This is a genomic window from Shinella oryzae, from assembly GCF_023038235.1.
Lineage (GTDB): Bacteria > Pseudomonadota > Alphaproteobacteria > Rhizobiales > Rhizobiaceae > Shinella > Shinella sumterensis.
The window spans coordinates 369,725-395,000 of sequence record NZ_CP081987.1 but is presented as its reverse complement, the minus strand read 5'-3'; the positions used below and the strand labels follow the sequence as shown (position 1 = coordinate 395,000).

21 protein-coding genes and 1 tRNA gene (1 of these 22 only partly in view) are annotated in these 25,276 nt (G+C 63.4%); 8 read left to right on the top strand and 14 right to left on the bottom strand.

Annotated elements, in window-relative coordinates; all coding sequences use genetic code 11:
• A protein-coding gene (locus K6301_RS01945; RefSeq protein ID WP_134649754.1) for a response regulator crosses the window boundary here: on the top strand, nucleotides 1-610 show its 3' portion. Its footprint begins 191 nt before the window's first position; 610 of the gene's 801 nt are visible here — the last part of the coding sequence; the start codon falls outside the window, past its left edge; the stop codon is at nucleotides 608-610.
• An 84-nt stretch (nucleotides 611-694) separates the two neighbouring features.
• On the opposite strand, the gene K6301_RS01940 is transcribed toward K6301_RS01945, so the two are convergent.
• From K6301_RS01940 to K6301_RS01910, 7 genes are all read right to left on the bottom strand, one after another.
• Nucleotides 695-1,039, bottom strand: coding sequence for a RidA family protein (locus K6301_RS01940; protein ID WP_134649753.1), 345 nt, complete (start codon nucleotides 1,037-1,039; stop codon nucleotides 695-697).
• Nucleotides 1,040-1,161: 122 nt separating this feature from the next.
• Nucleotides 1,162-1,992 carry a dipeptide ABC transporter ATP-binding protein gene (locus tag K6301_RS01935; RefSeq protein WP_247218915.1) on the bottom strand — a complete coding sequence of 277 codons (831 nt, stop codon included), beginning with the start codon at nucleotides 1,990-1,992 and terminating at the stop codon, nucleotides 1,162-1,164.
• A complete protein-coding gene (locus tag K6301_RS01930) occupies nucleotides 1,989-2,843 on the bottom strand; it encodes an ABC transporter ATP-binding protein (RefSeq protein ID WP_247218914.1) in 855 nt (284 codons plus the stop codon). The genes K6301_RS01935 and K6301_RS01930 overlap by 4 nt, the downstream gene beginning before the upstream one ends.
• Complete coding sequence (locus K6301_RS01925; RefSeq protein WP_247218913.1) at nucleotides 2,843-3,751, bottom strand: ABC transporter permease subunit; 909 nt, start codon at nucleotides 3,749-3,751, stop codon at nucleotides 2,843-2,845. Before K6301_RS01925 ends, K6301_RS01930 begins: the two co-directional genes overlap by 1 nt.
• A 10-nt stretch (nucleotides 3,752-3,761) precedes the next feature.
• Nucleotides 3,762-4,766 (bottom strand): ABC transporter permease subunit, encoded by a 1,005-nt coding sequence (locus tag K6301_RS01920; protein WP_134649749.1) that lies wholly within the window; start codon nucleotides 4,764-4,766, stop codon nucleotides 3,762-3,764.
• A 102-nt stretch (nucleotides 4,767-4,868) separates the two neighbouring features.
• Complete coding sequence (locus tag K6301_RS01915) at nucleotides 4,869-6,464, bottom strand: ABC transporter substrate-binding protein (protein WP_247218912.1); 1,596 nt, start codon at nucleotides 6,462-6,464, stop codon at nucleotides 4,869-4,871.
• Between the two features lie 240 nt (nucleotides 6,465-6,704).
• The gene (locus K6301_RS01910; protein ID WP_247218911.1) at nucleotides 6,705-6,986 is read right to left on the bottom strand and encodes a hypothetical protein; all 282 of its coding nucleotides are present in this window, start codon (nucleotides 6,984-6,986) and stop codon (nucleotides 6,705-6,707) included.
• A 3-nt stretch (nucleotides 6,987-6,989) separates the two neighbouring features.
• On the opposite strand from K6301_RS01910, the gene K6301_RS01905 reads away from it, so the two are divergent.
• Together K6301_RS01905 and K6301_RS01900 are read left to right on the top strand one after the other, a co-directional pair.
• The gene (locus tag K6301_RS01905) at nucleotides 6,990-7,613 is read left to right on the top strand and encodes a helix-turn-helix transcriptional regulator (RefSeq protein ID WP_247218910.1); all 624 of its coding nucleotides are present in this window, start codon (nucleotides 6,990-6,992) and stop codon (nucleotides 7,611-7,613) included.
• A 119-nt stretch (nucleotides 7,614-7,732) separates the two neighbouring features.
• Nucleotides 7,733-8,137 carry a response regulator gene (locus K6301_RS01900; RefSeq protein ID WP_247218909.1) on the top strand — a complete coding sequence of 135 codons (405 nt, stop codon included), beginning with the start codon at nucleotides 7,733-7,735 and terminating at the stop codon, nucleotides 8,135-8,137.
• A gap of 80 nt (nucleotides 8,138-8,217) precedes the next feature.
• Here the strand turns inward: K6301_RS01900 and rirA are convergent, their stop codons facing one another.
• Nucleotides 8,218-8,682, bottom strand: a complete 465-nt coding sequence (gene rirA / locus K6301_RS01895; RefSeq protein WP_241600607.1) for an iron-responsive transcriptional regulator RirA — start codon at nucleotides 8,680-8,682, stop codon at nucleotides 8,218-8,220.
• Between the two features lie 172 nt (nucleotides 8,683-8,854).
• Between rirA and K6301_RS01890 the strand changes: the two genes are divergently transcribed.
• Nucleotides 8,855-9,898 (top strand): Fe(3+) ABC transporter substrate-binding protein, encoded by a 1,044-nt coding sequence (locus K6301_RS01890; RefSeq protein ID WP_247218908.1) that lies wholly within the window; start codon nucleotides 8,855-8,857, stop codon nucleotides 9,896-9,898.
• An 85-nt stretch (nucleotides 9,899-9,983) separates the two neighbouring features.
• Here K6301_RS01890 and K6301_RS01885 read toward each other — a convergent pair whose 3' ends face one another.
• The 3 genes from K6301_RS01885 to K6301_RS01875 form a co-directional block, all read right to left on the bottom strand.
• Nucleotides 9,984-11,078 (bottom strand): M48 family metallopeptidase, encoded by a 1,095-nt coding sequence (locus tag K6301_RS01885; protein WP_247218907.1) that lies wholly within the window; start codon nucleotides 11,076-11,078, stop codon nucleotides 9,984-9,986.
• Nucleotides 11,068-12,159, bottom strand: coding sequence for a YjgN family protein (locus tag K6301_RS01880; protein ID WP_247218906.1), 1,092 nt, complete (start codon nucleotides 12,157-12,159; stop codon nucleotides 11,068-11,070). Before K6301_RS01880 ends, K6301_RS01885 begins: the two co-directional genes overlap by 11 nt.
• 133 nt (nucleotides 12,160-12,292) lie before the next feature.
• Nucleotides 12,293-13,789, bottom strand: a complete 1,497-nt coding sequence (locus tag K6301_RS01875) for a CoA-acylating methylmalonate-semialdehyde dehydrogenase (protein WP_247218905.1) — start codon at nucleotides 13,787-13,789, stop codon at nucleotides 12,293-12,295.
• Between the two features lie 103 nt (nucleotides 13,790-13,892).
• On the opposite strand from K6301_RS01875, the gene K6301_RS01870 reads away from it, so the two are divergent.
• Nucleotides 13,893-14,774, top strand: a complete 882-nt coding sequence (locus tag K6301_RS01870; protein ID WP_247218904.1) for a LysR family transcriptional regulator — start codon at nucleotides 13,893-13,895, stop codon at nucleotides 14,772-14,774.
• Between the two features lie 84 nt (nucleotides 14,775-14,858).
• On the opposite strand, the gene K6301_RS01865 is transcribed toward K6301_RS01870, so the two are convergent.
• Both K6301_RS01865 and K6301_RS01860 read right to left on the bottom strand, forming a co-directional pair.
• Nucleotides 14,859-14,935, bottom strand: a tRNA-His gene (locus K6301_RS01865).
• Between the two features lie 145 nt (nucleotides 14,936-15,080).
• Entirely contained in the window at nucleotides 15,081-15,530 is a 450-nt protein-coding gene (locus K6301_RS01860; protein WP_160870003.1) for a phasin, read from the bottom strand.
• Nucleotides 15,531-15,773: 243 nt separating this feature from the next.
• Between K6301_RS01860 and K6301_RS01855 the strand changes: the two genes are divergently transcribed.
• Together K6301_RS01855 and K6301_RS01850 are read left to right on the top strand one after the other, a co-directional pair.
• Complete coding sequence (locus K6301_RS01855; protein ID WP_247218903.1) at nucleotides 15,774-19,277, top strand: ATP-binding protein; 3,504 nt, start codon at nucleotides 15,774-15,776, stop codon at nucleotides 19,275-19,277.
• A gap of 194 nt (nucleotides 19,278-19,471) precedes the next feature.
• Nucleotides 19,472-21,049 (top strand): ABC transporter permease, encoded by a 1,578-nt coding sequence (locus K6301_RS01850; protein WP_247220452.1) that lies wholly within the window; start codon nucleotides 19,472-19,474, stop codon nucleotides 21,047-21,049.
• 249 nt (nucleotides 21,050-21,298) lie between these two features.
• Here the strand turns inward: K6301_RS01850 and K6301_RS01845 are convergent, their stop codons facing one another.
• Complete coding sequence (locus K6301_RS01845) at nucleotides 21,299-23,251, bottom strand: acetoacetate--CoA ligase (protein ID WP_247218902.1); 1,953 nt, start codon at nucleotides 23,249-23,251, stop codon at nucleotides 21,299-21,301.
• A gap of 180 nt (nucleotides 23,252-23,431) precedes the next feature.
• Between K6301_RS01845 and K6301_RS01840 the strand changes: the two genes are divergently transcribed.
• Nucleotides 23,432-25,261 carry an AsmA family protein gene (locus K6301_RS01840; protein ID WP_247218900.1) on the top strand — a complete coding sequence of 610 codons (1,830 nt, stop codon included), beginning with the start codon at nucleotides 23,432-23,434 and terminating at the stop codon, nucleotides 25,259-25,261.
• Nucleotides 25,262-25,276 lie beyond the last annotated feature (15 nt).

The following is a 25,276-nucleotide window of genomic DNA, read 5'->3' as shown; positions in this document are numbered from 1 at the left end:
CGAGAACCTCGACATCGCGCTGCCGGAGAACACGTCGCCGTTCGGCTGGGAGCGGCAGGCCGCGGCCAACCTCGCAAACCTGCCGCCGGCAGAGCGCAAGGCCTTCCTGCTCGTTGCCGTCGAAGGCTTCGACGTTGCCGAGGGCGCCGATATTCTCGATGTCTCGGAAGAGGCGTTTGCCTCACTTCTGGAACAGGCATCGCGCGACATCTCCAGCCAGGTCGCGACCGATATCATGATCATCGAGGACGAGCCGCTGATTGCCATGGACATCGAGGACATGGTTCGCGGCCTCGGCCATAACGTGACGGGTATTGCCCGCACGCATGCGGAAGCCGTTGAGCTTTACAACCGCACCGCGCCGCGCATGGTTCTCGCCGATATCCAGCTCGCCGACGGCAGCTCGGGCATCGATGCGGTCAACGATATCCTCAAGACTAGCACGATCCCGGTGATCTTCATCACCGCCTTCCCGGAGCGCCTTCTCACGGGCGAAAAGCCGGAGCCGGCCTTCCTCGTCACCAAGCCGTTCAATCCGGACATGGTGAAGGCGCTGATCAGCCAGGCGCTGTTCTTCGACGAGCAGTCGCGGCTGTCGAAATCGGCCTGACACGACAGGCATCAACAGAAAGGCCCGCGCGAGCGGGCCTTTTGCATTTTCAGTCGTGTCATTGGGTCAGTCGCGCGGTCGCGCTCAGAGCGCGGCGACGACGATGACTTCGACCAGGTAATCCGGCGTGGCGAGCTTGGATTCGCCGGTGGCGCGGGCCGGCGTGTGGCCCTGCGGCGCCCAGGCGTCCCAGACGGCATTCATCTTGGAAAAGTCGGCCATATCCGCCAGCCAGATCTGGGCGGAGAGGATGCGGGTCTTGTCGGTTCCGGCAAGCGCCAGCAGGCGGTCCACCTCGGCCAGGGCCTGCTTCGTCTGTTCGGTCACGTCCGAACCGGCTTCGCCGACCTGACCGGCCAGATATACGGTGCCGTTGTGCACGACGGCCTGGCTCATGCGCGGGCCGGTTTCAAAGCGTTTGATGTCCATGTCTCGTTCCTGTCAGGTGTGGAAAATGTGTCCGCAAGAGCGGTAGCCGTCTATACGGGGCCACCGGCAGCGACGCCAGTGGCAAAATCCGCCGGCACGGATCCGCCCGGCGGATTGTGGCATCAGGCGACGCGTTTGCGCCGTTCGATGCGGGCGCGGATGGCATCCACATCGACGCGCGGCGTCGCGGCAAACAGCGTCTTGGTGTAATCGTGCTGCGGGTCGTTGAAGACCTGGTCGCGGCTGCCATATTCAACGGCCTCACCGAAATACATCACCATCACATCGTCGGCGATATGGCGCACGACCGAGAGGTCGTGGCTGATGAAGACATAGGTCAGCTGGAACTCGTCCTGCAGATCCGCGAGCAGGTTGAGCACCTGCGCCTGCACCGACAGATCGAGTGCAGAGACCGGCTCGTCCAGTACCAGAAGGCGTGGATTGAGCATCAGCGCGCGGGCGATTGCCACGCGCTGGCGCTGACCGCCGGAGAACATATGCGGGTAGCGCCCGTAATGCTTCTCCTCCAGGCCCACCTTCTTGAGCATGGCCATGGCACGATCGCGCCGCTCCCCGGCCGGAACCTTGGTGTTGATGACCAGCGGCTCCGTGAGGATGTCACCGATCTTCTTGCGCGGATTGAGCGAACCATAGGGGTTCTGGAAGACGATCTGCACCTTGCTGCGCATTTCCGGCGTCAGCGGCTCGCTGGCGATGTCGATCCTGCGCCCGTCGATCAGCATTTCGCCTGACGTGACCGGGTCGATCATCGTCACCATGCGCGCGACGGTGGACTTGCCGCAGCCGCTCTCGCCGACGATGGCGAGCGTCTTGCCCTGCTCGACCTTGAAGCTCACGCCCTTGACGGCGTGAACGGTCTTCGACGGTTTCAGGAGACCACCGGGAATGTGGTAGTCGCGTTTCAGGTTCTTGGCTTCGAGAACTGGGGTCATCGCATGGCTCCCGCGAAAATCTCGGCGTCAGTCAGCTTTTCCGTGATCGTCGGCAGGCGTCCGCCCGTGGCGTTCTCCGGCAGGGCTGCCAGAAGGGCCTTGGTGTAGACGCTTTTCGGAGCCGAGAAGAGCGACAGCACATCGGCTTCCTCGATCTGGCGGCCCTTGTACTGCACGATGACGCGGTCGGCGGTTTCGGCGACGACGCCCATGTCGTGGGTGATGATGATGAGGCCCATGCCGTGTTCGGCCTGGAGCTTCATCAGGAGGTCGAGGATCTGCTTCTGGATCGTCACGTCGAGCGCGGTGGTCGGCTCGTCGGCGATCAGGAGCTTCGGATTGCAGGCAAGCGCCGTCGCGATCATCACACGCTGGCACTGGCCGCCCGACATCTGGTGCGGGAAATGGCCAAGGCGCTCTTCCGGGTTCGGAATGCCGACGGACCGGAAAAGTTCGATGGCCCGCTCCCGCCGCGCCCTGCGCGACAGGTCGGTGTGGATGCGCAGCACCTCCTCGATCTGGTATCCGACGGTGAAGCACGGATTGAGGCTGGCGATGGGCTCCTGGAAGATCATGGCGATGTCCTTGCCGATGATCTTGCGGCGTTCCGCGTCCGACATCGTCCGCATGTCGCGGCCGTTGAAGGTGAGGACATCCGCCGTCACCTTCGCCGTCCAGGGCAGAAGCCCCATGGCGGCGAGCATGGACACCGACTTGCCAGAACCGGATTCGCCGACGATGGCGAGAACCTCGCCCTCGTCGACCTTGAGCGAGACACCGTCCACGGCGCGGAAGGGGCCGGAAGCCGTCTGGAACTCAACGGTGAGATTTTTGACTTCGAGAAGCGACATCACGACCTCTTCAGCTTGGGATCGAGGGCGTCGCGCAGGCCGTCACCCATGAGGTTGATGGCAAGCACGGTGATGAGGATGGCAAGGCCGGGGAACGTGACGACCCACCAGGCGCGCTGAATGAATTCACGCGCCTCGGCAAGCATCGTGCCCCATTCCGGCGTCGGCGGCTGGGCGCCCATGCCGAGGAAGCCTAGGGCGGCCGCGTCGAGGATGGCCGCCGAAAAGGCGAGCGTCGCCTGGACGATGAGCGGTGCAAGGCAGTTCGGCAGGATGGTCAGGAACATCAGCCGCAGCGTGCCCGCACCCGCAACCTTCGAGCCGACGACATAGTCCTTCGACTTTTCGGTCATGACCGCCGCACGCGTCAGGCGCACGAAATGCGGCTGGTTGACGAGCGAGATGGCGATCATCGCGTTCAGCAGGCCCGGCCCCAGAACCGCCACGAGCACGAGCGCCAGCAGCAGCGAGGGAAACGCCAGGATGATGTCCATTATGCGCATGATGAACGTATCGACCTTACCGCGGAAATAGCCCGCGACGAGACCGATAAGAACGCCCGAGACCACCGACAGCGTCACGACGACGAGGCCGATGAACAGCGAGAAGCGCGCGCCGTAGATGATGCGCGACAGGATATCGCGGCCGACGGCGTCCGTGCCCAGTATGTGCCCCCAGGCCCCGCCCTGCTGGAAGACAGGCGGCATGAGGAGAAGTTCGCGGTTCTGGATGCTCGGACTGTGCGGAGCAACGAAGGGCGCGAAGATCGCCATGAACAGAATGAAGAGGAAAACAAAGAGGCCGATGACGGCGCCCTTGTTGCGCGAGAAGTAATACCAGAATTCGGAAAGGCCGGAGGGCGGCGTGCCACCCGTCTTGGTTTCGGCCGTGTTCTGAACGATGCTCATGGGCCGTCTCCTAGTGCCGGATTCGCGGGTTGATCCAGCCGTAAAGCAGGTCGACCACGAGGTTGACGATCATGATGACGCCGGCAATCAGCATCAGGCCACCCTGCACCACGGCATAGTCGCGCTTGAAGACGCTATCGACCATCCACTTGCCGATGCCCGGCCAGGAGAAGATCGATTCCGTGAGAATGGCGCCCGCGAGCAGCACGCCGACCTGCAAGCCGATCGTGGTGATGACGGGGATCATGGCGTTGCGCAGGGCGTGCACCCCGATCACGCGGAACGGCGAGAGACCCTTGGCGCGGGCGGTGCGGACATAGTCCTCGCCGAGCACTTCGAGCATGGCCGACCGTGTCTGGCGCGCAATGACGGCCAGCGGGATCGTGGACAGCACGACCGTCGGCAGGATCAGGTACGTCGCGGCAGACTTGAATGCGCCGGTCTGTCCTGAAAGCAGACTGTCGATCAGCATGAAACCGGTCACGGGCGGGAAGAAGTACATCGCAGAGATGCGCCCGGAGACCGGTGTCCAGCCCAGATAGCCGGAAAAGAAGATGATGAGCAGCAGGCCCCACCAGAAGATGGGCATCGAGTAGCCGACGAGCGCGACGCCCATGATCGACTGGTCGAACCAGGTGCCGCGTTTCACCGCGGCGAACACACCGGCGGGAATGCCGAGCACCATGGCGACGATGATGGCGCAGAGCGCCAGCTCCAACGTTGCCGGAAACAGTTGCAGGAAATCGTCCAGCACCGGGCGCTTGGTCACGATGGACGAACCGAAGTCGCCGGTGAGCAGGCCGGTGAGGTAATCGAAGTACTGGACGTACATCGGCCGATCGAGCCCCAGCTGGTGCATGATCTGGGTGTGCCGTTCCGGCGACATCACGCGTTCACCCGACATCAGCATGACAGGATCGCCCGGCAGAAGTCGAATGAAGGAGAACGCGATGATCGATACCCCGAGGAACGTGGGTATCAGGACGGCAAGCCGTCCGAAGATAAAGCGAAACATGGGAGCCAATCCCTTCTTATTTTTGAAAAACCGGCGGCCCGAATATCTTCGGGCCGCCGGCCATTGCACGCTCTTTGCGGCGTGCCGTTCTTCTATGCGATCTTACTCGGCGATATCGACACCGTCAAAGCGGTGAATGCCGAGCGGGTCCATCTTGAAGCCCGTGACCTTCTTGCTCATGGGAACGACGACGAGCGAGTGGTCCAGCGTGTTCCAGGGCGCTTCGCGCTTGAAGACGATCTGCGCCTGTTCGTAGAGCTTGGTGCGCTCGCCGATATCGGCGGTTTCCTTCGCCTTGGTCACCAGCGCATCGAACTCCTCGTTGCACCACTGCGCGCGGTTGTTGCCGCCCACGGCATCGCAGCCGAGCAGGGTGTCGAGGAAGTTGTCCGGGTCGCCGTTGTCGCCCGTCCAGCCGAGGATGGCCGCGCCGTCGCGGTCCTTGGCGGACGAGAGCTTCAGGTACTCGGCCCATTCGTAGGAGACGATCTCGGCCTCGACGCCGATCTTGGCGAGGTCGGCCTGCATCAGCTCGGCTGCGCGGCGGGCGTTCAGCATGTACGGACGGGCAACCGGCATGGCCCAGATCTTCATCTTGAGATCCTTGACGCCGGCGTCCTCGAGCATCTTCTTGGCTGCTTCCGGATCGTACTTGTCGTCTTCGACGGCATTGTTATACGACCACATGGTCGGCGGGATCGGGTTCTTCGCGACGGTGGCCGCGCCCTGGAAGACGGCGTCGACGATGGCCTGGCGATCCACGGCCATGTTGAGCGCCTTGCGGACCTCGACCTTGTCGAACGGCGGAACCAGCGTGTTGTAGGCGAGGTAGGCGACGTTCAGGCCTTCCTGCTCGACGACCGTCAGGTTCTCGTCCTTCTTCAGGTCTTCCACGTCAGCGGCGTTCGGATAGGCCATGATGTGGCATTCGCCGGCCTTGAGCTTCTGCGCGCGCACGGCAGCGTCCGTGGTGATGGCGAAAACGAGGTCGTCGATCGGCTGCTTGCCGTTCCAGTAGTCCGGGTTGGCCTTGTAGCGGATCGCGGCGTCGGTCTGGTAGGCGACGAAGGCGAACGGGCCCGTGCCGAGCGGCTGCTGGTTCAGCAGTTCCATCTTGCCGTCAGCCTGCAGCTTGTCGGCATATTCCTTGGAGAGGATCGAAGCGAAGTCCATGCCGAGATTGGCCAGGAACGGCGCTTCGGGACGCTTCAGCACGAACTTGACCGTGAGGTCGTCGACCTTTTCGATCTTCTCGATCAGGTCCGGAAAGCCCATGCCGGCGAAGTATTCCCAGGAAGCGCCGGCAACATACTTGTTCCAGGCATTGTCTTCCTTGTACTGGCGCTCGAACGAGAAGATGACGTCGTCGGCATTCAGCTCGCGTGTCGGCGTGAAATACTCCGTCGTCTGGAACTTGACGCCCGGACGAAGCTTGAAGGTGTATTCCTTACCATCGGCCGAAACTTCCCAGCTCTCGGCCAGGCCCGGCTCCAGCTCGGTGCTGCCATGCTTGAACTCGACGAGGCGGTTATAAGCGGTACGCGATGCGGCATCGAAGGTCTGGCCGCCCGTGTAGAGGCCGGGGTCGAAACCTTCCGGCGAGGCTTCCGAGCAATAGACCAGAGTCTTCGACCAGGCGGCCGTTGCCATCATGGAGGCAAGCGCCGTCGCTGCGAGGAGAGTAGTCAGCTTTTTCATAGTGAGCTTCCCAGGTTTGCTTTTTTGTTCTGTTGTCAGGCTCATGCGCATGTCCTGCGCCAGCCTTGGGCTGGATGGAACGACATTTGCCGGCGGATTGCAATAAGTCGGACCACAATTTTGTCCAAACGGAAAAAACCGGAAAAATATCCTTCTCCACAGCCTCGATATGGATCAAGTGCACTGCGGAACCGGGCGTTCCCCTAACGTGTTATGCTTCCGTGCCTGACCGGCAGGGCGTCAATACACCACAGGAGACGCCGGAAGGGCGCGACGCGAACGCATGTTAAATTGTACATAAAACTCAACGGATTGCGCCGATATCACCGCGAAAAAAGGAGAGACACCATGAATTTGTCCGGCAAAACCCTTTGCTGCCAGAGATTGCGGCGCTAGATTGCCGGCGTGGACTCTGGGGGTGGACGCCACGTGATTGCTTTGAACGAACATTTCAGAAGGTATGATTTTGAAAGCGACCTTGAGAAAGCTCTCAACCGCGTCGACTTCTTTCGTATCTTTCACACGATGGCTCTTCGCTACGGCTTCGAGCACTTCGGCGTGCTGCAGCTGACGAACGAGCACGAAACGAGCCTGCTGGCACAGCGGCTGACGCTGCACGATTTGCCCGCCGGCCTTGCCGAAGCCTATGACAAGCGCCATCGCTTCAACGATAGCGATCTCTTCAAGAGCTTCTATGTCTCAACGATCTCCACGGTCTGGCGTGACCGGGATCGCGCGGCGGACCAGGGCAGCCCGCATGACAGTTTTCTCGATCAGATCGGCTTCGACATGGCGTTGTCCGTGCCGGTGCACTCGGTCGCCGGTACGCGCTTCGTCGTGCTGTTTCTCGGCGATGGCGACGACATCGGCCGAGCCGAGCATTTCGAGATCTGCTACGAGGCGACCTGCGCCTTCGATTACTTCTATCGTCAGGTCCTCGCCAACAAGGCGGGTATGGGCCTGACACCACGCGAAACGGAAATCCTGCGTTGGATTTCCTACGGCAAGACCGCCAGCGAGATCGCGCTCATCGTCTCGGTTTCGGAGCACACGGTCAACTCGCACACCGCGACGATCCTGAAGAAGCTCGATGTGGTCAATCGCACGCAGATGGTGGCAAAGGCGATCCGCGAGCAGATCATCCAGTAATCCGTAAGAAAATGGCACAGCGTTTGGGATAGTAGACTTAGGGACTTGTTAATATTCACCGTCTGGACAAGAGTAGCCACGGCGAGACGAGAGCGTTCGCAAACAGGTTCATTCCCACCATGGCAGCACACGTAAATATTCTGCTCGTTGATGACGACCCGGCTGAAAACGTCATTCTTAGCGCCCTGATGCGCAAGGTCACGAGCTACGCAATCACCCTGCACTATGTGGAGACGGTCGACGGAGCGCTGGATTTCATCCGCTCCTCGGGCGTTACATTGGACATGATCCTGATGGACAACCGGCTTCAGCCGCAGGCCGACTTCCGGGAAACCGTGCCGGAACTGCGCCGCGCCGGCTATATCGGCCCGGTGGGCGTCATCTCGTCATCGATCAGCGATGCCTATTTCCAAAAGATCGAAGACTACGGGGTCGACTTCCGCATCGACAAGGCGGAGCTCGATCCGACAGCAATCGAGTTCCTGCTGCGGGAATACGTCCGGCGCGAGGCGAGCGCGGGATAGCGAGCAGTTCGTTATATTGGATTTTAATGTCAAGAGGCGATCCCCACGCCGGAGGAAGCGCCGAAACCAGCAGCCTGAATTCAGGCTGCTGGCTGGCGGGCCGCCGCCGTCGCTTCCAGACCGAGCAGCATGCCGATCTGCGGACGGGCCTTCACCAAATCATCGATCGTGTACTGCTGGAGCACCTCGAAGAAGGCGTTCAGCGCCTTGCGCAGCGCGGCGTTCAGACCGCAGCTATCGACCAGCGGGCATTCGATCTCGCCGGCCTCGAAGCATTCCGCCATGGCGAAGGAATCCTCGGTTACGCGCACCACGTCGAACAGAGTGATCTCGCTGGCGGGCTTGGGCAGACGCACGCCGCCATTGCGGCCGCGAACCGTCTCGATAATGCCTGCGCGCGTCAGCGGCTGGAGGATCTTGAACAGGAAGAGTTCGGAGACACCATAGGCTCGGGCAATCTCGGGAATGCGGCTGAGCCTGTCACCATTCGCCGCGCAGTACATCAACATGCGCACGGCATAGTTGGTTTGTTTCGTCAGACGCATCGGGAACTCCGAATCCGGGTTTCAGTGGGATCACATATAGGGCACTTCGTGGTTTAGAACAATTCCAAAAAGCGGAAAATCACAGTCATGTTATGAAGGGTACAGTTGACTGCGTTTGGCAAGCCTTTAAAGGAGAGTTTTGCAGTAAAGAATAATGCACCAGGAGGACCCGATGCAACTGCTCAAGACTTCCCTCGCCGCCCTTGCCCTCTCGGCCGCAGGCCTCGCCTTTGTGGCACCGGCGCACGCAGACGGCGAAGTCAACATCTATTCCTATCGCCAGCCGGACCTGATCAAGCCGCTGCTCGACGAATTCACCAAGGAAACTGGCATCGCCACCAACGTGCTGTTCCTCGACAAGGGCCTTGTCGAGCGCATCCAGGCGGAAGGCGCCAACTCGCCCGCCGACGTCATCCTGACCGTCGACATCTCGCGCCTCACCGAAGCCAAGGATGGCGGCGTGACGCAGCCGGTCCAGAGCGACGTCATCAACAAGGACATCCCCGCACAGTATCGCGATCCCGATGGCGACTGGTTCGGCCTGACGACCCGTTCGCGCGTCGTCTACGCCTCGAAGGATCGCGTCCAACAGAACGAAATCACCTATGAGGAACTTGCCGACCGGAAGTGGAAGGGCAAGATCTGCACGCGTGACGGCCAGCACTCCTACAATATCGGCCTCATCGCCTCCATGATCGCCCATCACGGCGAGGCCGAAACCGAGAAGTGGCTGACGGGCCTGAAGAATAACCTCGCCCGCAAGCCCGACGGCGGCGACCGCGACCAGGCGAAGGCGATCCTCGCCGGCGAATGCGACCTCGCGCTTGGCAACTCCTACTATGTCGGTCTCATGCAGACCAACGAGAAGGAGCCCGAGCAGAAGGAATGGGCGGCCGCCATCAAGGTGCTCTTCCCGAACGTCAACGACCGCGGCGCGCACGTCAACGTTTCCGGCATGGCCATGGCCAAGAACGCCCCGAACAAGGACAATGCGCTGAAGCTGATGGAATTCCTGTCGGCCGGCACCGCCCAGCAGATCTATGCCGAGCAGGTCTACGAATACCCGGTTCTGCCGGGCGCCGAGCCCTCCGACGTGGTCAAGGCCTTCGGCACACTGAAGGCCGATCCGCTGCCGCTCTCCGAAATCGCGGCCAACCGCAAGAAGGCCTCGGAACTCGTCGACAAGGTCGGCTACAACGAAGGTCCGTCGCAGTAATATCCCTGCCTCCCAAGGCGAATGGAAACGGCGGCCTCTGGCCGCCGTTTCTGTCTCCGATCCTCACTGCAGGATCGTGGGTTCCTTACTGAAGGTCCGGATCCGACTGCCCGGAGATGATCCGTGCGTAGTCGGTAATATCCTTCCTGCGCTCCGGCGTGCCCGGATGCGTCGAGAGGATGCTGGTATCCGACCGGTCACCCAGCTTGTCTTCCAGCAGGCCGAAGAACCGGGCGATCGCTGCCGGATCGTAGCCGGCCTTCGCCATCAGCTCGACCGAGCGCCGATCCGCCTCCGCTTCCGCCGCCCGCGAATAGGACAGCGCCAGAAGGCCGCCGCCCTGCACCAGCACGTCCTCCATCGCCGAGCCGACGTCGCCAGCGATAAGCATGATGAGACCCGTCATGCCCGCAGCGCGATAGAATTGCCGCAGGCTGTGCTCGAGTTCGACATGGCCGATCTCATGGGCCAGCACCCCGACCAGCATTTCCGTGTCGCTTCCCGCCAGTTCCACCAGCTGGTCGGTGATGACAAGCGTCCCGTCCGGCAGTGCGAAGGCGTTCGGGCCGATGATGCCACCATCGCGGAAGTTGAGGTTGTAGGCCTTGGCGCCGCGCGGCGACTGGGCCGCAATCCTCGCGAAACCGTCGATGATTTCCTTGCGGCGCGCCTCCGGCAGTTTTGTCGCAGAAAAGGTCGTCTTGTCGAGCGTCGCCAGTGTCCCCTGCCCCATGAGCTGCGGGACCATGGGCGGCGTCGTCAGGACGGCGACCTCGACCAGGGCGGGAACGCCCCAGCGATAGATGACGCCGCCGAGCGCGAAGGCGACGAGGACGAGGACAATCAGGCGCAAGCGGAACTGCTCCAGCCAGTGTACGAAACCGGCACCGCCCTTGCCCCGCGCGACGAGGTAGCGGTCTATGCCGTCATTGTCCCAGGTCTCGAAGACCGATCCATCGGGAAACGTCACCCTGCGGGGAATGGACCCGACGCGGCTGGATATGTCCAGCCACGAGAGGCCGGCGCCGGCAAGCGCCTTGCCGCCTGCGGCGGGCTGCGCAACGACCTCCCCCGCCGCTTCGACGAGCAGGGCTTCCACGGAGCGGCTGGAGCCGGCGGGATGCCAGTCCCCCTTGGCGATGGCCGCCCCACCGGCATTGGCAACGGTTTCAGAAGCCAAAATCGAAGCCCTCGAAGTCCATGAACTCGGCGCCGACGGCGGAACCCTGCGCCTCGATGGCGCTGAACAGCTCTCCGACATCGCCGACGAAGGTGACGCCGGTGTGTTCATAGACGTACCGCGCCAGGCGCACCGCCGCCCATGGGCGCATCAGGCCGAGGGTCAGGATCGTCACGATGACGTTCGAGACGGCGATCCAGATATAGCGCCCGCGCGACATGTCGCTCAGCAGCCTGTGCCGGCCATCGAAGGTCGTCGCCGACCAGACGATGTTGCGCACGGCGGCTCGATAGAACAGCCCGACCACACCAAACAGGACGAAGAAGCCGATATAGACGACGAGGATGACGTAGTGCCAGATGGAGAAGGTCATCTGGCCGGCTATGGCCGATCCCGCAATCGCATCGACAACCGCTTCGAAGTTCAGGGCGACGAAGCCCCCGACGACGGCAAGGACAGCCACAGCGACGCCGGCCGACATCAGCCATGCCTTGAACAGCGGGCCGAGCTTGGGGTCCGTGTCGAAAGCCTTGCCGCCGTAACGCAGGTTGGCGCCGACATAGCGTGCCACCCAGCGGCTGGCGAGCGGTGTAAGGATGCCAAGCGTGAGAGTGGCGATCACACTACCGAGAATAAAGGCCTTGAAGGCCCCGCCCGGACCGCCGACGAAATCGAAGCGCACGTTGCGGTAGCTCGTCACCCGCGCGCTGAAGCGCATGCCTCTGGCGACCAGCCACGGCAGCGCGATGAGAAAGGCGATGGCCGGCAACAGGGCCAGAAACGGGTTCAAAATGCTGACGAGGTTGAGCACGGCGACCGCGCCGATCACGATCAGGCGGCCGATAAGGATCTGCAGGCCACGCGCGTGATATTCGAAGGAACGGCCGAGCAGCACGGTGTTGCCGTAAAAGTAACGATTGCGCCGAACCTTCGCCCAGGCAGAATAGATGCCGAGCGTGAGGATCGTCAGGAGGACGTTGACGATCCAGATACCGAAATATTCCGAAGCCCTGCCGGTAAACCCGATGCGATGAAACGCGCCTGCCGTGGCGGCGGGCGGCGCAGTGTCTGCCGATGCCATATCCTGTCCCTTCCGAAATGCATGATCACGGGGGTAACGGGCCTGGCTTGCGCCCTATTCTTCGCAAAGCACAAAAAAGCGGCAATGCAAAAGGGCTCCCGCGAGGGAGCCCTTCATTGTCAATCCGGGTGGATCACTTCATCGTCGGCATGACGAACTCGGCGCCGTCCTTGATGCCCGACGGCCAGCGGCTCGTCACGGTCTTGGTGCGGGTCCAGAACTTGATGGAATCAGTGCCGTGCTGGTTCAGGTCGCCGAAGGACGACGACTTCCAGCCGCCGAAGGAGTGGTAAGCGAGCGGAACCGGGATCGGAACGTTGACGCCGACCATGCCGATATTGATGCGGCTAGCGAAGTCGCGGGCCGCATCGCCGTCGCGGGTATAGATCGCGACGCCGTTGCCGTATTCGTGCTTCATCGGCAGGTCGAGGGCTTCTTCGTAGTTCTTGGCGCGAACGACGGAGAGAACCGGGCCAAAGATTTCGGTCTTGTAGATTTCCATGTCCGGCGTGACGTTGTCGAACAGGCAGCCACCGACGAAGTAGCCGTCTTCATAGCCCTGCAGCTTGAAGCCGCGGCCATCGACCACGAGCTTGGCGCCTTCCTCGACGCCCTTGTCGATAAGACCGAGGATACGCGTCTGGGCTTCCTTGGTCACCACCGGGCCCATGTCGGCCTTCTCGTCGGTATAGGGGCCGATGCGCAGGCTCTCGACCATGGGCGTCAGCTTGGCGATCAGGCGGTTGGCGGTTTCCTCGCCGACGGGAACGGCAACCGAAATCGCCATGCAGCGTTCGCCGGCCGAGCCGTAGCCTGCGCCCATCAGGGCGTTGGCGGCCTGGTCGAGATCGGCGTCCGGCATGATGATCATGTGGTTCTTCGCGCCGCCGAAGCACTGCGCGCGCTTGCCGTTGGCGGCGGCCGTGCCATAGACGTAGCGGGCGATCGGCGTGGAGCCGACGAAGGAGATCGCGCCGATATCCGGGTGCGTCAGCAGGCCATCGACGGCGCTCTTGTCGCCGTTGACGACGTTGAGGATACCGGCCGGCAGACCGGCTTCGATCATCAGTTCGGCAAGGCGGATGGGCAGCGACGGATCGCGCTCGGACGGCTTCAGGATGAAGGCGTTGCCGCAGGCGATGGCCGGCGCGAACATCCACATCGGGATCATGCCGGGGAAGTTGAACGGCGTGATGCCCGCGCCGATGCCGACCGGCTGGCGGATCGAATACATGTCGATGTTGGGGCCGGCGCCTTCGGTGAATTCGCTCTTGGAAAGGTGCGGGATGCCGATGACGAATTCGCAGACTTCCAGGCCGCGGATGACGTCGCCCTTGCTGTCCTCGACCGTCTTGCCATGCTCCTTGGAGATCAGGACCGCCAGCTCGTCCATGTGCTTGTTCAGGAGTTCGACAAACTTCATGAAGACACGGGCGCGGCGCTGCGGGTTGGTGGCCGCCCACTTGGGCTGCGCGGTCTTCGCGCTGTCGACGGCGGCCTGGAGTTCCGCTTCGCTGGCGAGCGCGACCTGCGCCTGCACTTCGCCCGTTGCGGGGTTGTAGACGTTGGCGGTGCGGCCGCTGGTGCCGGGCACCTGCTTGCCGTCGATAAAGTGGCCGATCTGGTACATGGGGAGTCCTCCGTTGTTATAAGGAGATGATCGCACTTCAATTTGCACAACACAATCGCCTGAGGTAAGGAACCGTTGTGCAAGAATTGAAGTCGGAGGCCGCATGAACTGGGATGACGTGCGCATGTTCCTGGCAGTGGCCAGGACCGGCCAGATCCTCGCGGCCTCACGGCGGCTCGGCGTCAACCACGCCACCCTCAGCCGGCGCGTCAGCGCGCTGGAAGAGGCGTTGAAGACCCGCCTTCTCATCCGTCGCACCAATGGCTGCGACCTGACGGCGGAGGGCGAGACGTTCCTGCGGGCCGCCGAGCGGATGGAAACGGAGATGCTGGCGGCGCAGGCAAGCATCGGCCGCATCGATACCGCCGTCGCCGGCACCGTGCGCGTCGGTGCGCCGGACGGTTTCGGCGTCTCCTTCCTCGCGCCGCGCCTCGGCAAGCTGACGGCACGGCACCCGGAACTGAAGATCCAGCTTGTGCCGGTTCCCCGCTCCTTCTCGCTGTCACAGCGCGAGGCGGATATCGCGATCACGCTCGAGCGGCCCGAGCAGGGCCGCCTCGTCTCCTCGAAACTCACGGACTACACGCTCGGCCTCTACGCCTCGCGCGATTACCTTGCGGAGAACGGAACGCCGGAAACGGTGGACGAGCTGAAGGCGCATCGGCGCGTGGGCTATGTGGAGGACCTGATCTTCACCGCCTCGCTCAATTTCACCGGCGAGATCATGCGCAGCTGGGATGCGGGCTTCGAGATTTCGAGCGCCACGGGCCAGACGGAAGCCGTTCGATCGGGCGCCGGCATCGGCATCCTGCACGACTACATTGCCCGGCAACACAACGAGCTGGTGCGCGTCCTTCCGGCCAACATCATCCGCCGCGCCTACTGGACCACCTGGCACGAAAGCGCGCGCGACCTCGCCCGCGTGCGCACCGTCGCCGAATTCCTTCAGGAACTCGTGCGGCAGGAGCACGATATCTTTCTTTGACGAAACTGGACCGGTGGGACTGTGCGAAATCAGCACCCAGCCGCCGCCGGCGAACCTGTCTTGATTTTCAGTGCTGGAGAAGAATGGTACGGTTGAGTGGAGTTGAACCACTGACCTCAGGTGCCACAAACCTGCGCTCTAACCAACTGAGCTACAACCGCACACGGCGCGTCCTGCGCGCTTGGTGCGTCACATACGGGCAGCCGCACCTTTTTTCAAGCGTTTTTTACCGCGATCAAACGAAAATGACCGGGCGATGGCTCGGTCATTTCAAACCCTGCGGGCAGAAGCCTCGCGATGGGCGGTTCAGACGGCCTTGAAGGACTTCATGGCCTTTTCGGCGGCCGACTTGCCGGGAGCGGCGACCCGTTCGGCAACCTTCTTGGAGGTTTCCTGAAGGGTCTTGGCCTGCTCTACGGCGACTTCGGCCTGCTTGCGAAGGAAGGCGGTCTGCAGTTCGAACAGTTCCGCGACGGACTTCACGCCGAGCAGGGCTTCCATGTGCGACAGCGAGTTTTCGGCATTGGTGCGAAGCGCGTCGATGGCCTTGAGACCGAGTTCGACGGAGCCGGCCTGCGCGCTCTCAAGCGTCGATTCGACGGTCTTGGTGGCGTCTTCAGCGGCTTCCTTCATCTTGGCATAGGCTTCCTTGGTCTGCGCGGCGCCCTTTTCGGCGAAATCGCGGAAGCTTTCGGAAAACTTGCTCGGGTCGATGGATGCGATGGAGAATACGTCTTCGATCTTCTTGGTCGCCATTGTCTGCGCTCCTTGGATGTGGCCCTCTTTAGAAGCGCCATGTTTCGAGTGAGCTTGATATATGCGATTTCCTTTCGCATTGCAACATAATTGTGCAGCGCACAATAACGGCCGGTGTCGTTAACCCTTTCTCCTGAAAGCGTGGGGCCGCGGGCCGCCGCCGCTGGACCCTTTGCCGCCCGGCCGCTATTAATAAAGCGTTAATGGAAAGCCGGGGTGCCGGATCGAGATTCAGGCCTGAACATGTCCGCAAAACAGTATCCCTTTATCGACGTCGCCGTCCATGAACGGGTGCGCCTGCCGTTCGCACGCGGCGAGGCCGTCGTGCTGTTTTCGCAGGACCTGGACCGCGTGCTCTGGTCGAACGGTCGCGGGGCCACGCTTTTCGGCCATGACAATGTCTACGATCTCCTGGATGCCGGCCCGGATCGCACCGATGTCGCCTTCCGCCAGCTCGTCGCCACCGGCCGCCAGGTCCGCACGCCCGGCGAGCGGCGCACGCTGCTCATGCGCATCGGCAGCGGCTTCCGCAGCGCGAACGTGACCGCGACCGTCGAGGGCATCACGCTGCGTCCGGGCGAGAACGCCATCCTGTTCAGCGCGCCGGTTTCCGACACCGGGCAGAGCGCGGCGGAAGCCGCCGCGGCGATGATCGCGGGTCTGGACGATCCGGACACCCATATGGCCGTGCTCGACGGTGACGGCGCCGTTATCGCCGCCTCGGAAAAATTCGAGGCCCTGGCGATCAGCCCGGAGACGCGTCGCACCCTGGTGGAGGCCACCGGCCGCAGCGCCGACCATCTCGTCAAGCGCCCCATCGCCACGGGCCGCGGCCATCTTCCCGCCGCCATTGGCCGCATCTCCAGCGACCCGGCACTGCACCTACTGTTTGCCGTCGAGACGATCCTCGGCCATCTCGATCCCGATGAGGCCGGTGCCGAACCGCACGTAGAGGCAACAGACGGCGCAGCTATCGAAGCCGTCCCGAACGAAGCACCCGCCGACCTCGTCGCCGAAGAGGTTTCGGAGCAGCCTGTCGCTGCCGAGGACGATCGTCCTTCGAACGAGTCTCTTCCCGAAGCGACAATCGTTGCGCTTGAAAATACGGAAGCCATAACGGCTGAACCCGTGATCGATGAGACACCGGCGGAGACGGCGGACGAACAACCGACCGCGCTCGAAGGCGATGACCCATCGGCCTCGGACGTCGATCCCTCCGGCTTTGTCTTCAACCGGCAGGGCCGGCCCGTCCGCTTCGTGTGGAAGATCGATGCCGAAGGCCGGTTCAGCGAGATCTCGGAGGAATTCGCCGCCGCCGTCGGCCCGCGCGCCGCTGGCATTTCCGGCGAACGCTTCAGCGATGTGGCCGCCCGGCTCGATCTCGATCCCGATGGCAAGATCGGCGATCTTCTGCGCCGCCGCGACACATGGTCGGGCAAGACGATCCTCTGGCCGGTCGAGGGCACGAACCTCGTGGTACCGGTCGATCTGGCCGCGCTGCCGACCTATTCGCGCAACCGCGAATTCGACGGCTTCCGAGGTTTCGGCATCGTGCGGATCGCCGATGCGGTGGCCGACCCCCATGCGCGTGGCCTCACGCTTGCGACCGTCACCACGCCCACCGAACAGGACACGCTGGTGGAAGAGGTCCTGACCGAAGAAACCGGGGTGCTGCTGGAGAAGGCGGCCGACGAACTGGAGGCGGACAGCGATCCGGCACCGGCGGACGATACGCAGCTCCCTGCCGAAATCACGCCTGAAGCCAGCGAGGACGATGACGTCATCTCAGCCGCCGCACCGGAACCGGCGCCCGAGGACGAGGATGCGTTCCGTGGTGAGCGTCCGGCGCTTCGCCTGGTCGAGACGCCGGCCCGGCGTCATTCCGACAAGGTCGTGCAGTTCGAAAGCCGCCGCATGCGTGGCGGCCTTCTCGATGGCCTCTCCACCGGCGAGCAGGCCGCGTTCCGCGAAATCGCCCGCCAGCTCGGCGAGACCTTCGGCAAACGCAAGCCGGAAGACCGCCCGACAGACGATGCGTCGCCGGACGCGACGGACGACGAGACCGCGGACCGTGAGGACATGGCCGGCATCGACGAGACAGCCGAGGCAATAGTTCCCGCCGAAAACGAGACGGAAATGCCCGGCCTCGAAGTCGGTCCGCACGCCGACGACATGCTGCACGAGGAGCCGGCGAGCGAGCGCAGCGGCTTCGCCCCCTCGCGCCGGCAGATGGACTATGGCCTGACCGCCGCCGTGGTGGATGCCCTTCCCGTTGCCCTGCTTGTGCATGTCGGCGACCGGCTCATCCACGCCAATCCCGAATTCTTCCGCCTGACCGGTTATGCGGATCTCGGCGATCTGGAAGCCTCCGGCGGCATCGACATCCTGCTTGCGGGCCGGGACGAGGAGGCCGAGCACCATGACGGCGCGATGATGTTGCGCCACGCCGATGGGGAGAGCACCAGCACCGTTCGCGCGCGTCTCCAGTCCATCCGCTGGGAGGATGGCACCGCGCTGATGCTGGCGCTGACGCCGATACAGGAAAAGCCGGTGCTCTCGCTGGTCGAGACCGCGCCTGCACCTTCGGACACCGAAGCCAAGACTGAGGAACAGGCCGCCGTATCCGCCTTGCGCGTCGAGGTCAGCGAGCTTCGTTCCATCCTGGAAACGGCAACTGACGGCGTGGTGGTCGTCGGCCAGGACGGCGATATCCGCTCTATGAACCGCTCGGCCAGCGCGCTCTTCAACTATGACGAGGACGAAACGCGCGGGCGGCCGTTCGCCATGCTGTTTGCCCATGAAAGCCAGAAGGCGGTGCTCGATTATCTCACCGGCCTTTCCGGCCATGGCGTGGCGAGCGTGCTCAACGACGGGCGCGAGGTCATCGGCCGCGAGGCGTCCGGCGGCTTCATTCCGCTGTTCATGACAATGGGGCGCCTCTCCTCCTCCGCCGGCTTCTGCGCCGTGATCCGCGACATTACCCAATGGAAGCGCACGGAAGAGGAGCTGCGCAACGCCAAGCGCGCCGCCGAGACCGCGAACGCCCACAAGAGCGATTTCCTCGCGCGCGTCAGCCACGAGATCCGCACGCCGCTCAATGCCATCATCGGCTTTTCCGACATGATGGCGACGGAGCGCTTCGGACCGATCGGCCATCCGCGCTACATCGAATATGCCAACGACATCGGCCGCTCCGGCCGCCATGTGCTCGATATCGTCAACGACCTGCTCGACATTTCCAAGATCGAGGCGGGCGAGATGGAGATGGAGTTCACCGCCGTCGGCCTCAACGAGACGATCTCGGAAGCTGTGGCGCTCGTGCAGCCGCAGGCCAATGCCCAGCGCGTCATCATCCGCACCTCGCTGTCCACCAACGTGCCGCAGATCGTCGCGGACCTGCGCTCGATCAAGCAGATCGCGCTCAACATCCTGTCGAATGCCATCCGCTTCACGCCGTCTGGCGGACAGATCGTCGTTTCAACGGCCTATGAGGCGAATGGAAGCGTTGTGCTGCGCATTCGCGACACCGGCGTGGGCATGACGCGCAGCGAACTGGAGCAGGCGATGAAGCCGTTCCGGCAGGTGACGACGGGCGCGCGCAAGCGCGGCGACGGTACCGGGCTCGGCCTGCCTTTGACCAAGGCGATGGTGGATGCCAACCGGGCGAACTTCGCCATCAACTCCACCCCGAACGAAGGCACGCTGGTCGAGGTGATCTTTCCCTCGCCGCGTGTGTTGGCAGACTGACCGGATTGGTCTAGACCGGCACAAACGCCTTTCGGCCCTTCCGCGATGTTTTTCGGGACGCGCCGCATCGTCGAGGGAACGCAGTGCAGGTCCTTACTGAAAACGTACCGGCGCGCAGCCTGCGCCGCCGTTCCGGCGCCGCCCGACATCCGGTCCTTTCCGCCTCCGCCGTCCTGGCAGCGGCCATCGTGCTGATGCCGGCCATCGCCATCGTGGTGATCGCCGCAACCGGCGGCACCGACAACTGGCCCCACCTCTTCAGCAACGTCATTCCGCGCGCCACACTGCGCACCGTTACCCTGCTGGCCGGGGTCGCCACCATCGCGGCCGTCGTGGGCGTGGTGACGGCCTGGCTGGTGGCGAGTTGCGAGTTTCCCGGCCGCCGCGTGCTGTCCGGCCTGCTCGTGCTGCCGCTCGCCATTCCCGCCTATCTCGGCGCCTATGCGTTTGCCGAGTTCTTCTCCTTCACCGGGCCGATCCAGAGCGCCTATCGCGCGCTGTTCGGCTTCCAGACCAGCCGCGATTACTGGTTCCCGGAAGTGCGCACCACCGGCGGCGCAATGCTGGTGCTGTCGAGCGTGCTCTACCCTTACGTCTATCTCTCCGCGCGCTCGATGTTCCTGATGCAGGGCCGGGCGGCGGCGGATGTGGCGCGCACGCTCGGCGCGGGGCCGCTGAAGGTGTTCGCGCGCATCCAGATCCCCATGGCGCGGCCGGCGATCATGGTCGGACTGACGCTGGTGGCCATGGAAACACTGAACGATATCGGCGCGGTCGAATATCTGGGGGTCCAGACCCTGACCTTCTCGATCTTCGACACCTGGCTCAATCGCGGCAGTCTTGCAGGCGCCGCGCAGATCGCCTGCATCATGCTCGTCTTCGTCATCTGCCTGATGATGGTGGAGCGCGCCGCGCGCCGGCGGCAACGCTTCGCCAGCCAGAAGACGACGGCGGCGGTGCATGATTCCGTCCGGCTCAAGCTTGCGGGCTGGAAGCGCTGGGCGGCGAGCCTCGCCTGCCTGCTGCCGCCCGTCATCGGTTTCGCCATTCCCGTTTTCGTGCTCGGCGGCTATGCGCTGCGCCGCCTTGAGCAGTTCGCCTCTTCGCGGCTTCTCTCGGCGCTCTGGCACAGTGTGCTGGTTTCCGGATCGACCGCCATCATCGCCGTGCTTCTGGCCTTCCTGCTGGCCTATGCGGCGCGCACCACGCGCTCGCGGCTGAACGCCGCTGCCGGCCGCTTCGCCTCCTTCGGCTATGGCGTGCCGGGAACGGTGCTGGCGATCGGCGTGCTCATTCCGCTCGCCAATTTCGACAATGCGCTGGATGCCTTCCTGCGCGCGAATTTCAGCATCTCGACCGGCCTCCTGCTGTCCGGCACCGGCTTTGCCATCATCTATGCCTGCACCGTGCGCTTCCTCACCATGGCCGAAGGCACGATCGATGCGGGGTTCCATAAGCTTTCGCCGCATCTCGACATGGCGGCGCGCACGCTGGGGCGCACCAGCAGCCAGACGCTCTGGAGCGTGCTCGTGCCGATGATGCGGCCGGCGACGCTGACGGCGGCGCTGCTTGTCTTCATCGAATCCATGAAGGAGCTTTCGGCCACGATCATGCTGCGGCCGTTCAACTTCAACACGCTCGCGACCCTGGTCTACGAGGACGCTTCACGGGCGAAGGTGGAAGATGCGGGCGTGCCGGCCATGATCATCGTCGCGGTCGGGCTCATCCCGGTCTTTCTGGTGTCGCGCTCGCTCGACAAGGCGAACGGATAAAAAAAGGGCGACCCAAAGGCCGCCCCGATAGTTTGCATGCTGTCCAACGAAAGCCAGGGTGAACGGCATCATGCCATCGGGGTCGGATCAACCGATACGCCCGTCATCGGGCGCGCTCAAGTTGGTACGACCTTGTGCCAGCCCGCCTTAACAAATCCTTACCTGGCCGGTTCCGGCACAAAGCTTTCGTTCACAACTTCGCAATCTTGGTTAATTTGACGGGCGTCAAATCCTTAACGCGGGCGACGCTCACGATTTGAGCGCCTCGAGATCGGCAAACAGGTCGAGCGCTTCGGGATTGGCGAGCGCTTCCTTGTTCTTGACGGGCCTGCCATGCACGACCTCGCGCACCGCAAGCTCGACAATCTTGCCGGATTTGGTGCGCGGAATGTCCGCGACCTGGATGATCTTCGCCGGCACGTGGCGCGGGGATGCGCCGGTGCGGATCTTTGTGCGGATGGTCTTTTCCATTGCCTCGTCCAGCACCCTGCCCGGCACCAGGCGCACGAAGAGAACGACGCGCACGTCGTCATCCCAATCCTGCCCGATGCAGAGCGCCTCGACGATCTCCTCGAGCTGCTCGACCTGATTGTAGATCTCCGCCGTGCCGATGCGCACGCCGCCCGGATTGAGCGTGGCGTCGGAGCGCCCATGGATGACGATGCCGCCATGGCTCGTCCATTCGGCAAAATCTCCGTGGCACCAGATATTGTCGAAGCGCTCGAAATAGGCAGCCTTGTATTTCGCCCCGTCGGGATCGTTCCAGAACATAACCGGCATGGAAGGGAACGCCTTGGTGCAGACGAGCTCGCCCTTCTCGCCCCGCACCGGCTGACCGTCCTCGTTCCAGACATCCATTGCAAGGCCGAGGCCGGGGCCCTGAATCTCGCCGCGCCAGACCGGCTTCAGCGGTATGCCCAGCACGAAGCAGGAGACGATATCCGTGCCGCCGGAAATGGAGGCGAGCTGCACATTCGGCTTGATGCCCTCATAAACGAACGAGAACCCTTCCGGCGAAAGCGGCGAGCCGGTCGAGGTGAGAAGCCGCAGGCTCGAAAGGTCATGCGTCGTACGCGGCGTGAAGCCGCCCTTGCGCACCGCGTCGATATATTTCGCCGATGTGCCGAAGACCGCAAAGCGCTCGTCCTGCGCATAGTCGAAGAGCACGTTGCCGTCAGGATGGAAGGGCGAGCCGTCGAAAAGGCAGAGCGTGGTGCCCAGGGCAAGGCCGGACACCAGCCAGTTCCACATCATCCAGCCGCAGGTGGTGAAATAGAACAGCCGGTCGTTCTCCACGAGGCCGCAATGCAGGTGGTGCTCCTTGAGGTGCTGGAGCAGGGTGCCGCCCGCCGAATGCACGATGCATTTAGGCACACCCGTCGTACCGGAGGAAAACAGGATATAGAGGGGATGGCGGAAGGGGAGCCGGGCGAATTCGAGCGGCCTGGCCTCGAAGGGCGCCATAAGGGCATCGAGGGTGCGGCCATCCGGCAGGGCGGCGGTAAGCGCCTCGGCATCGCCGGCATAGTGCACGACGAGCACGGGAACGCCGAGCTTGGCCGCAACCGCCTTCACCTTGGCGGAAACGTCCTGCAGTTTGCCGGCATACCAGTAGGCATCGCAGGCGATGAACAGCTTCGGCTCGATCTGGCCGAAGCGGTCCAGGACGCCCTGCTCGCCGAAATCGGGTGAACAGGACGACCAGATCGCTCCGAGCGATGCCGCCGCAAGCATCGCCGCGATGGTTTCCGGCATGTTGGGCATCATGGCCGCCACGCGATCGCCTTCGCCGATGCCCATGGCGGCAAAGGCCTGCTGGAGCCTGGAGACGCGGGCGCGCAGATCGTCCCACGACCAGCGATAGGAAACCTTGTCCTCACCGCGGAAGATGATCGCGTCGCCTGCGCCGGTCTTCCTCAGCAGGTTCTCGGCGAAATTCAGCCGGCCCTGGGGGAAGAACCGGGCGGCGAGCATATCGTCGCCATTCTCGAGCGCCATCTGCCCCTTGTCGCCGATGACATCGCACCTGTCCCATATCGCGGTCCAGAACGCGCCGCGGTCCGCAACGGACCATGCGTGCAGATCGTCATAGGTCTCGAAATCACGTGCTGCCGCGGTGCCGGCGGCCTTCATGAAGAGCGCCATCGGGCTCTTGGTAAGAATGTCTTGCGAGGGTTCCCACAGGGGCCGTTCCGACGTCATGCTTGTCCTCCACTCCATGGCTTTGGTATATCATGGTGCGCCGCAATATAAAGCGGCGAACGCCGGATCGCGCCGTCTCCGAACGCAATTCCGCCATGGCGGGATTTGATTTCTTGCGCGCGACGGCCTATCCCGATTTCGCCTGAGATGAGAATGCCGCGGGCAGAGGAGCCGCGCCCCATGACCCTTCCCCGTTTGGTCCGATCGAAATTCTGGGTAAGGGCCATTCTGGTCGCGCTTGTCGTGGTCGCGGGACTGCGCATCTGCTTTTCCTTTCTCGTCCAGCCGGAGACGGTGGAGCGGGGCCTGGAACAGGCGCTCGAGAACTGGACGGGCGCGCAGGTCCATGTCGGCAAGGAAACGCATTTCAGCTTCTGGCCCTATCCCCGCGTGACGCTGCGCGACGTGCGCGTCGTGCCCGATGGCAGCGGAGAGCTCATTTCCGCCGAAACCGTCTCGGCGACGTTCGACCTTTTCGGCGCGGTGCGCGGACACCCGTCCTTCAGCGATTTCGAGCTTGTGCGGCCCATCGTACGCCTGCGCCGGGAGGCGGACGGAACGTTCAACTGGCGGCACAGCGGCTGGCTCGTCCAGGCCATCGATGCGACGAAGGCCGCCGGGGGCAAGCCGACATCCGAACCGTCCGATGAACGCATCGGCACGATCACGCTGGTGGACGGCGTGCTGGAGATCGTTTCGGGCGAGAGCCGTCCCTACCGGATCTCCGACATCGACGGCACCGTCACCTGGCCGACCCTGCGGCAACGCCTGACCCTGGCGCTTTCGGGTGTCAGCAACGGCGAGATGACGCGCCTGTCCTTCGATGCCGACCAGCCGCTCGCCCTGCTTGCCGGCCGCGATGCCACCGTTCGCACCAGCCTCTCGGCCGACCCGGGTGCCGTCAGCTTCGAAGGCGCGGCCAATCTTTCCGGCAGCGGCTTCGTCAATGGCACCGTGCAGCTTTCGACGCCCTCGCTCAGCCGCCTGCTCGCCTGGCAGGGCCGGGACATTCCGGCTGTCAGCACCATCGGGGAGATGACCGTCGAAGCGAACATTGCGACGTCCGGCTACGCCGCCAGACTGGAGAACGTCAAGCTGGCGCTCGACGGCACCAAGGCGACCGGCGTGCTCGACCTCAACATGCCACCGCAGAGCGTGCCGCGGATCGGGGGCACGCTCGCCTTCGACCGCATCGACCTGCGCGCCTTCCTCTCGGCCTTTTCGCCGCTTCCCGGCGCCGACCAGAACGCCCCGACGATCGATACCACGTTCATCCATCAGTTCGGCATGGACCTGCGTCTTTCGGCAGGAACGGCAACGTTCTCGCCCTTTGCGCTGAAGGACCTTGCCGCCGGCATGCGCATCGAGAACGGACGCGCGTCCTTCGATATCGGCGACAGCACCCTGCTGGACGGGCGCCTGACGGGGCGTATCGCGCTGGCCGAGGAAGGTTTCCGCGGCGGCGGCAAGCTGCAATTCTCGCTCAGCAATGTCGACATCGGCAGCATCGCCAGCACGCTCGCGCTGCCGGGGCCGCTGCCGTCAGGCATCGGATCGGCGGATTTCGAACTCTCGACGAAGCTGCCGCTGTGGGCAACCACGCCCTCCGACATGTCCGGAAAGTTCCGCTTGCGGTTGGGGTCCGGCACGCTCACGCATTTCAACCGACAGGCCTTCGAGAAACTCGCGGCACAGGGCAACTTCTTCAGCATGTCCGCGGCGGGAGACGGGTCGTTCGATTTCAACCGGGCCGATGTCGAAGCGCGTCTCGACCGGGGGCTCGCCGAACTGACAAAGGCCGAGATCGAAAGCAACGATGCGCTGCTGACATTGTCGGGAATGGTGCCCTACCGGACCGGCAGCCTGGCTTTGGCCGGGCTGCTGAAGGACAGGACGGCCGCAGATGCCACGAACGGCAAGCCGGGCCTCAGCTTCTTCGTCGGCGGCTCCTGGCCCGATCCGGTCATCTCGCCGGCCTCGGTCCTGACGGGACGGCAGCCCCGCCAGTAACGGCTCCCTTCGCCA

Excerpts from the sequence above, each read along its gene's own strand:
- K6301_RS01940 (WP_134649753.1), bottom strand. The coding sequence starts at position 1,039 with ATGGACATCAAACGCTTTGAAACCGGCCCGCGCATGAGCCAGGCCGTC.
- K6301_RS01935 (WP_247218915.1), bottom strand. The coding sequence starts at position 1,992 with ATGACCCCAGTTCTCGAAGCCAAGAACCTGAAACGCGACTACCACATT.
- K6301_RS01930 (WP_247218914.1), bottom strand. The coding sequence starts at position 2,843 with ATGTCGCTTCTCGAAGTCAAAAATCTCACCGTTGAGTTCCAGACGGCT.
- K6301_RS01925 (WP_247218913.1), bottom strand. The coding sequence starts at position 3,751 with ATGAGCATCGTTCAGAACACGGCCGAAACCAAGACGGGTGGCACGCCG.
- K6301_RS01920 (WP_134649749.1), bottom strand. The coding sequence starts at position 4,766 with ATGTTTCGCTTTATCTTCGGACGGCTTGCCGTCCTGATACCCACGTTC.
- K6301_RS01915 (WP_247218912.1), bottom strand. The coding sequence starts at position 6,464 with ATGAAAAAGCTGACTACTCTCCTCGCAGCGACGGCGCTTGCCTCCATG.
- K6301_RS01905 (WP_247218910.1), top strand. The coding sequence starts at position 6,990 with ATGGCTCTTCGCTACGGCTTCGAGCACTTCGGCGTGCTGCAGCTGACG.
- K6301_RS01900 (WP_247218909.1), top strand. The coding sequence starts at position 7,733 with ATGGCAGCACACGTAAATATTCTGCTCGTTGATGACGACCCGGCTGAA.
- rirA (WP_241600607.1), bottom strand. The coding sequence starts at position 8,682 with ATGCGTCTGACGAAACAAACCAACTATGCCGTGCGCATGTTGATGTAC.
- K6301_RS01890 (WP_247218908.1), top strand. The coding sequence starts at position 8,855 with ATGCAACTGCTCAAGACTTCCCTCGCCGCCCTTGCCCTCTCGGCCGCA.
- K6301_RS01880 (WP_247218906.1), bottom strand. The coding sequence starts at position 12,159 with ATGGCATCGGCAGACACTGCGCCGCCCGCCGCCACGGCAGGCGCGTTT.
- K6301_RS01875 (WP_247218905.1), bottom strand. The coding sequence starts at position 13,789 with ATGTACCAGATCGGCCACTTTATCGACGGCAAGCAGGTGCCCGGCACC.
- K6301_RS01870 (WP_247218904.1), top strand. The coding sequence starts at position 13,893 with ATGAACTGGGATGACGTGCGCATGTTCCTGGCAGTGGCCAGGACCGGC.
- K6301_RS01860 (WP_160870003.1), bottom strand. The coding sequence starts at position 15,530 with ATGGCGACCAAGAAGATCGAAGACGTATTCTCCATCGCATCCATCGAC.
- K6301_RS01855 (WP_247218903.1), top strand. The coding sequence starts at position 15,774 with ATGTCCGCAAAACAGTATCCCTTTATCGACGTCGCCGTCCATGAACGG.
- K6301_RS01850 (WP_247220452.1), top strand. The coding sequence starts at position 19,472 with ATGCCGGCCATCGCCATCGTGGTGATCGCCGCAACCGGCGGCACCGAC.
- K6301_RS01845 (WP_247218902.1), bottom strand. The coding sequence starts at position 23,251 with ATGACGTCGGAACGGCCCCTGTGGGAACCCTCGCAAGACATTCTTACC.
- K6301_RS01840 (WP_247218900.1), top strand. The coding sequence starts at position 23,432 with ATGACCCTTCCCCGTTTGGTCCGATCGAAATTCTGGGTAAGGGCCATT.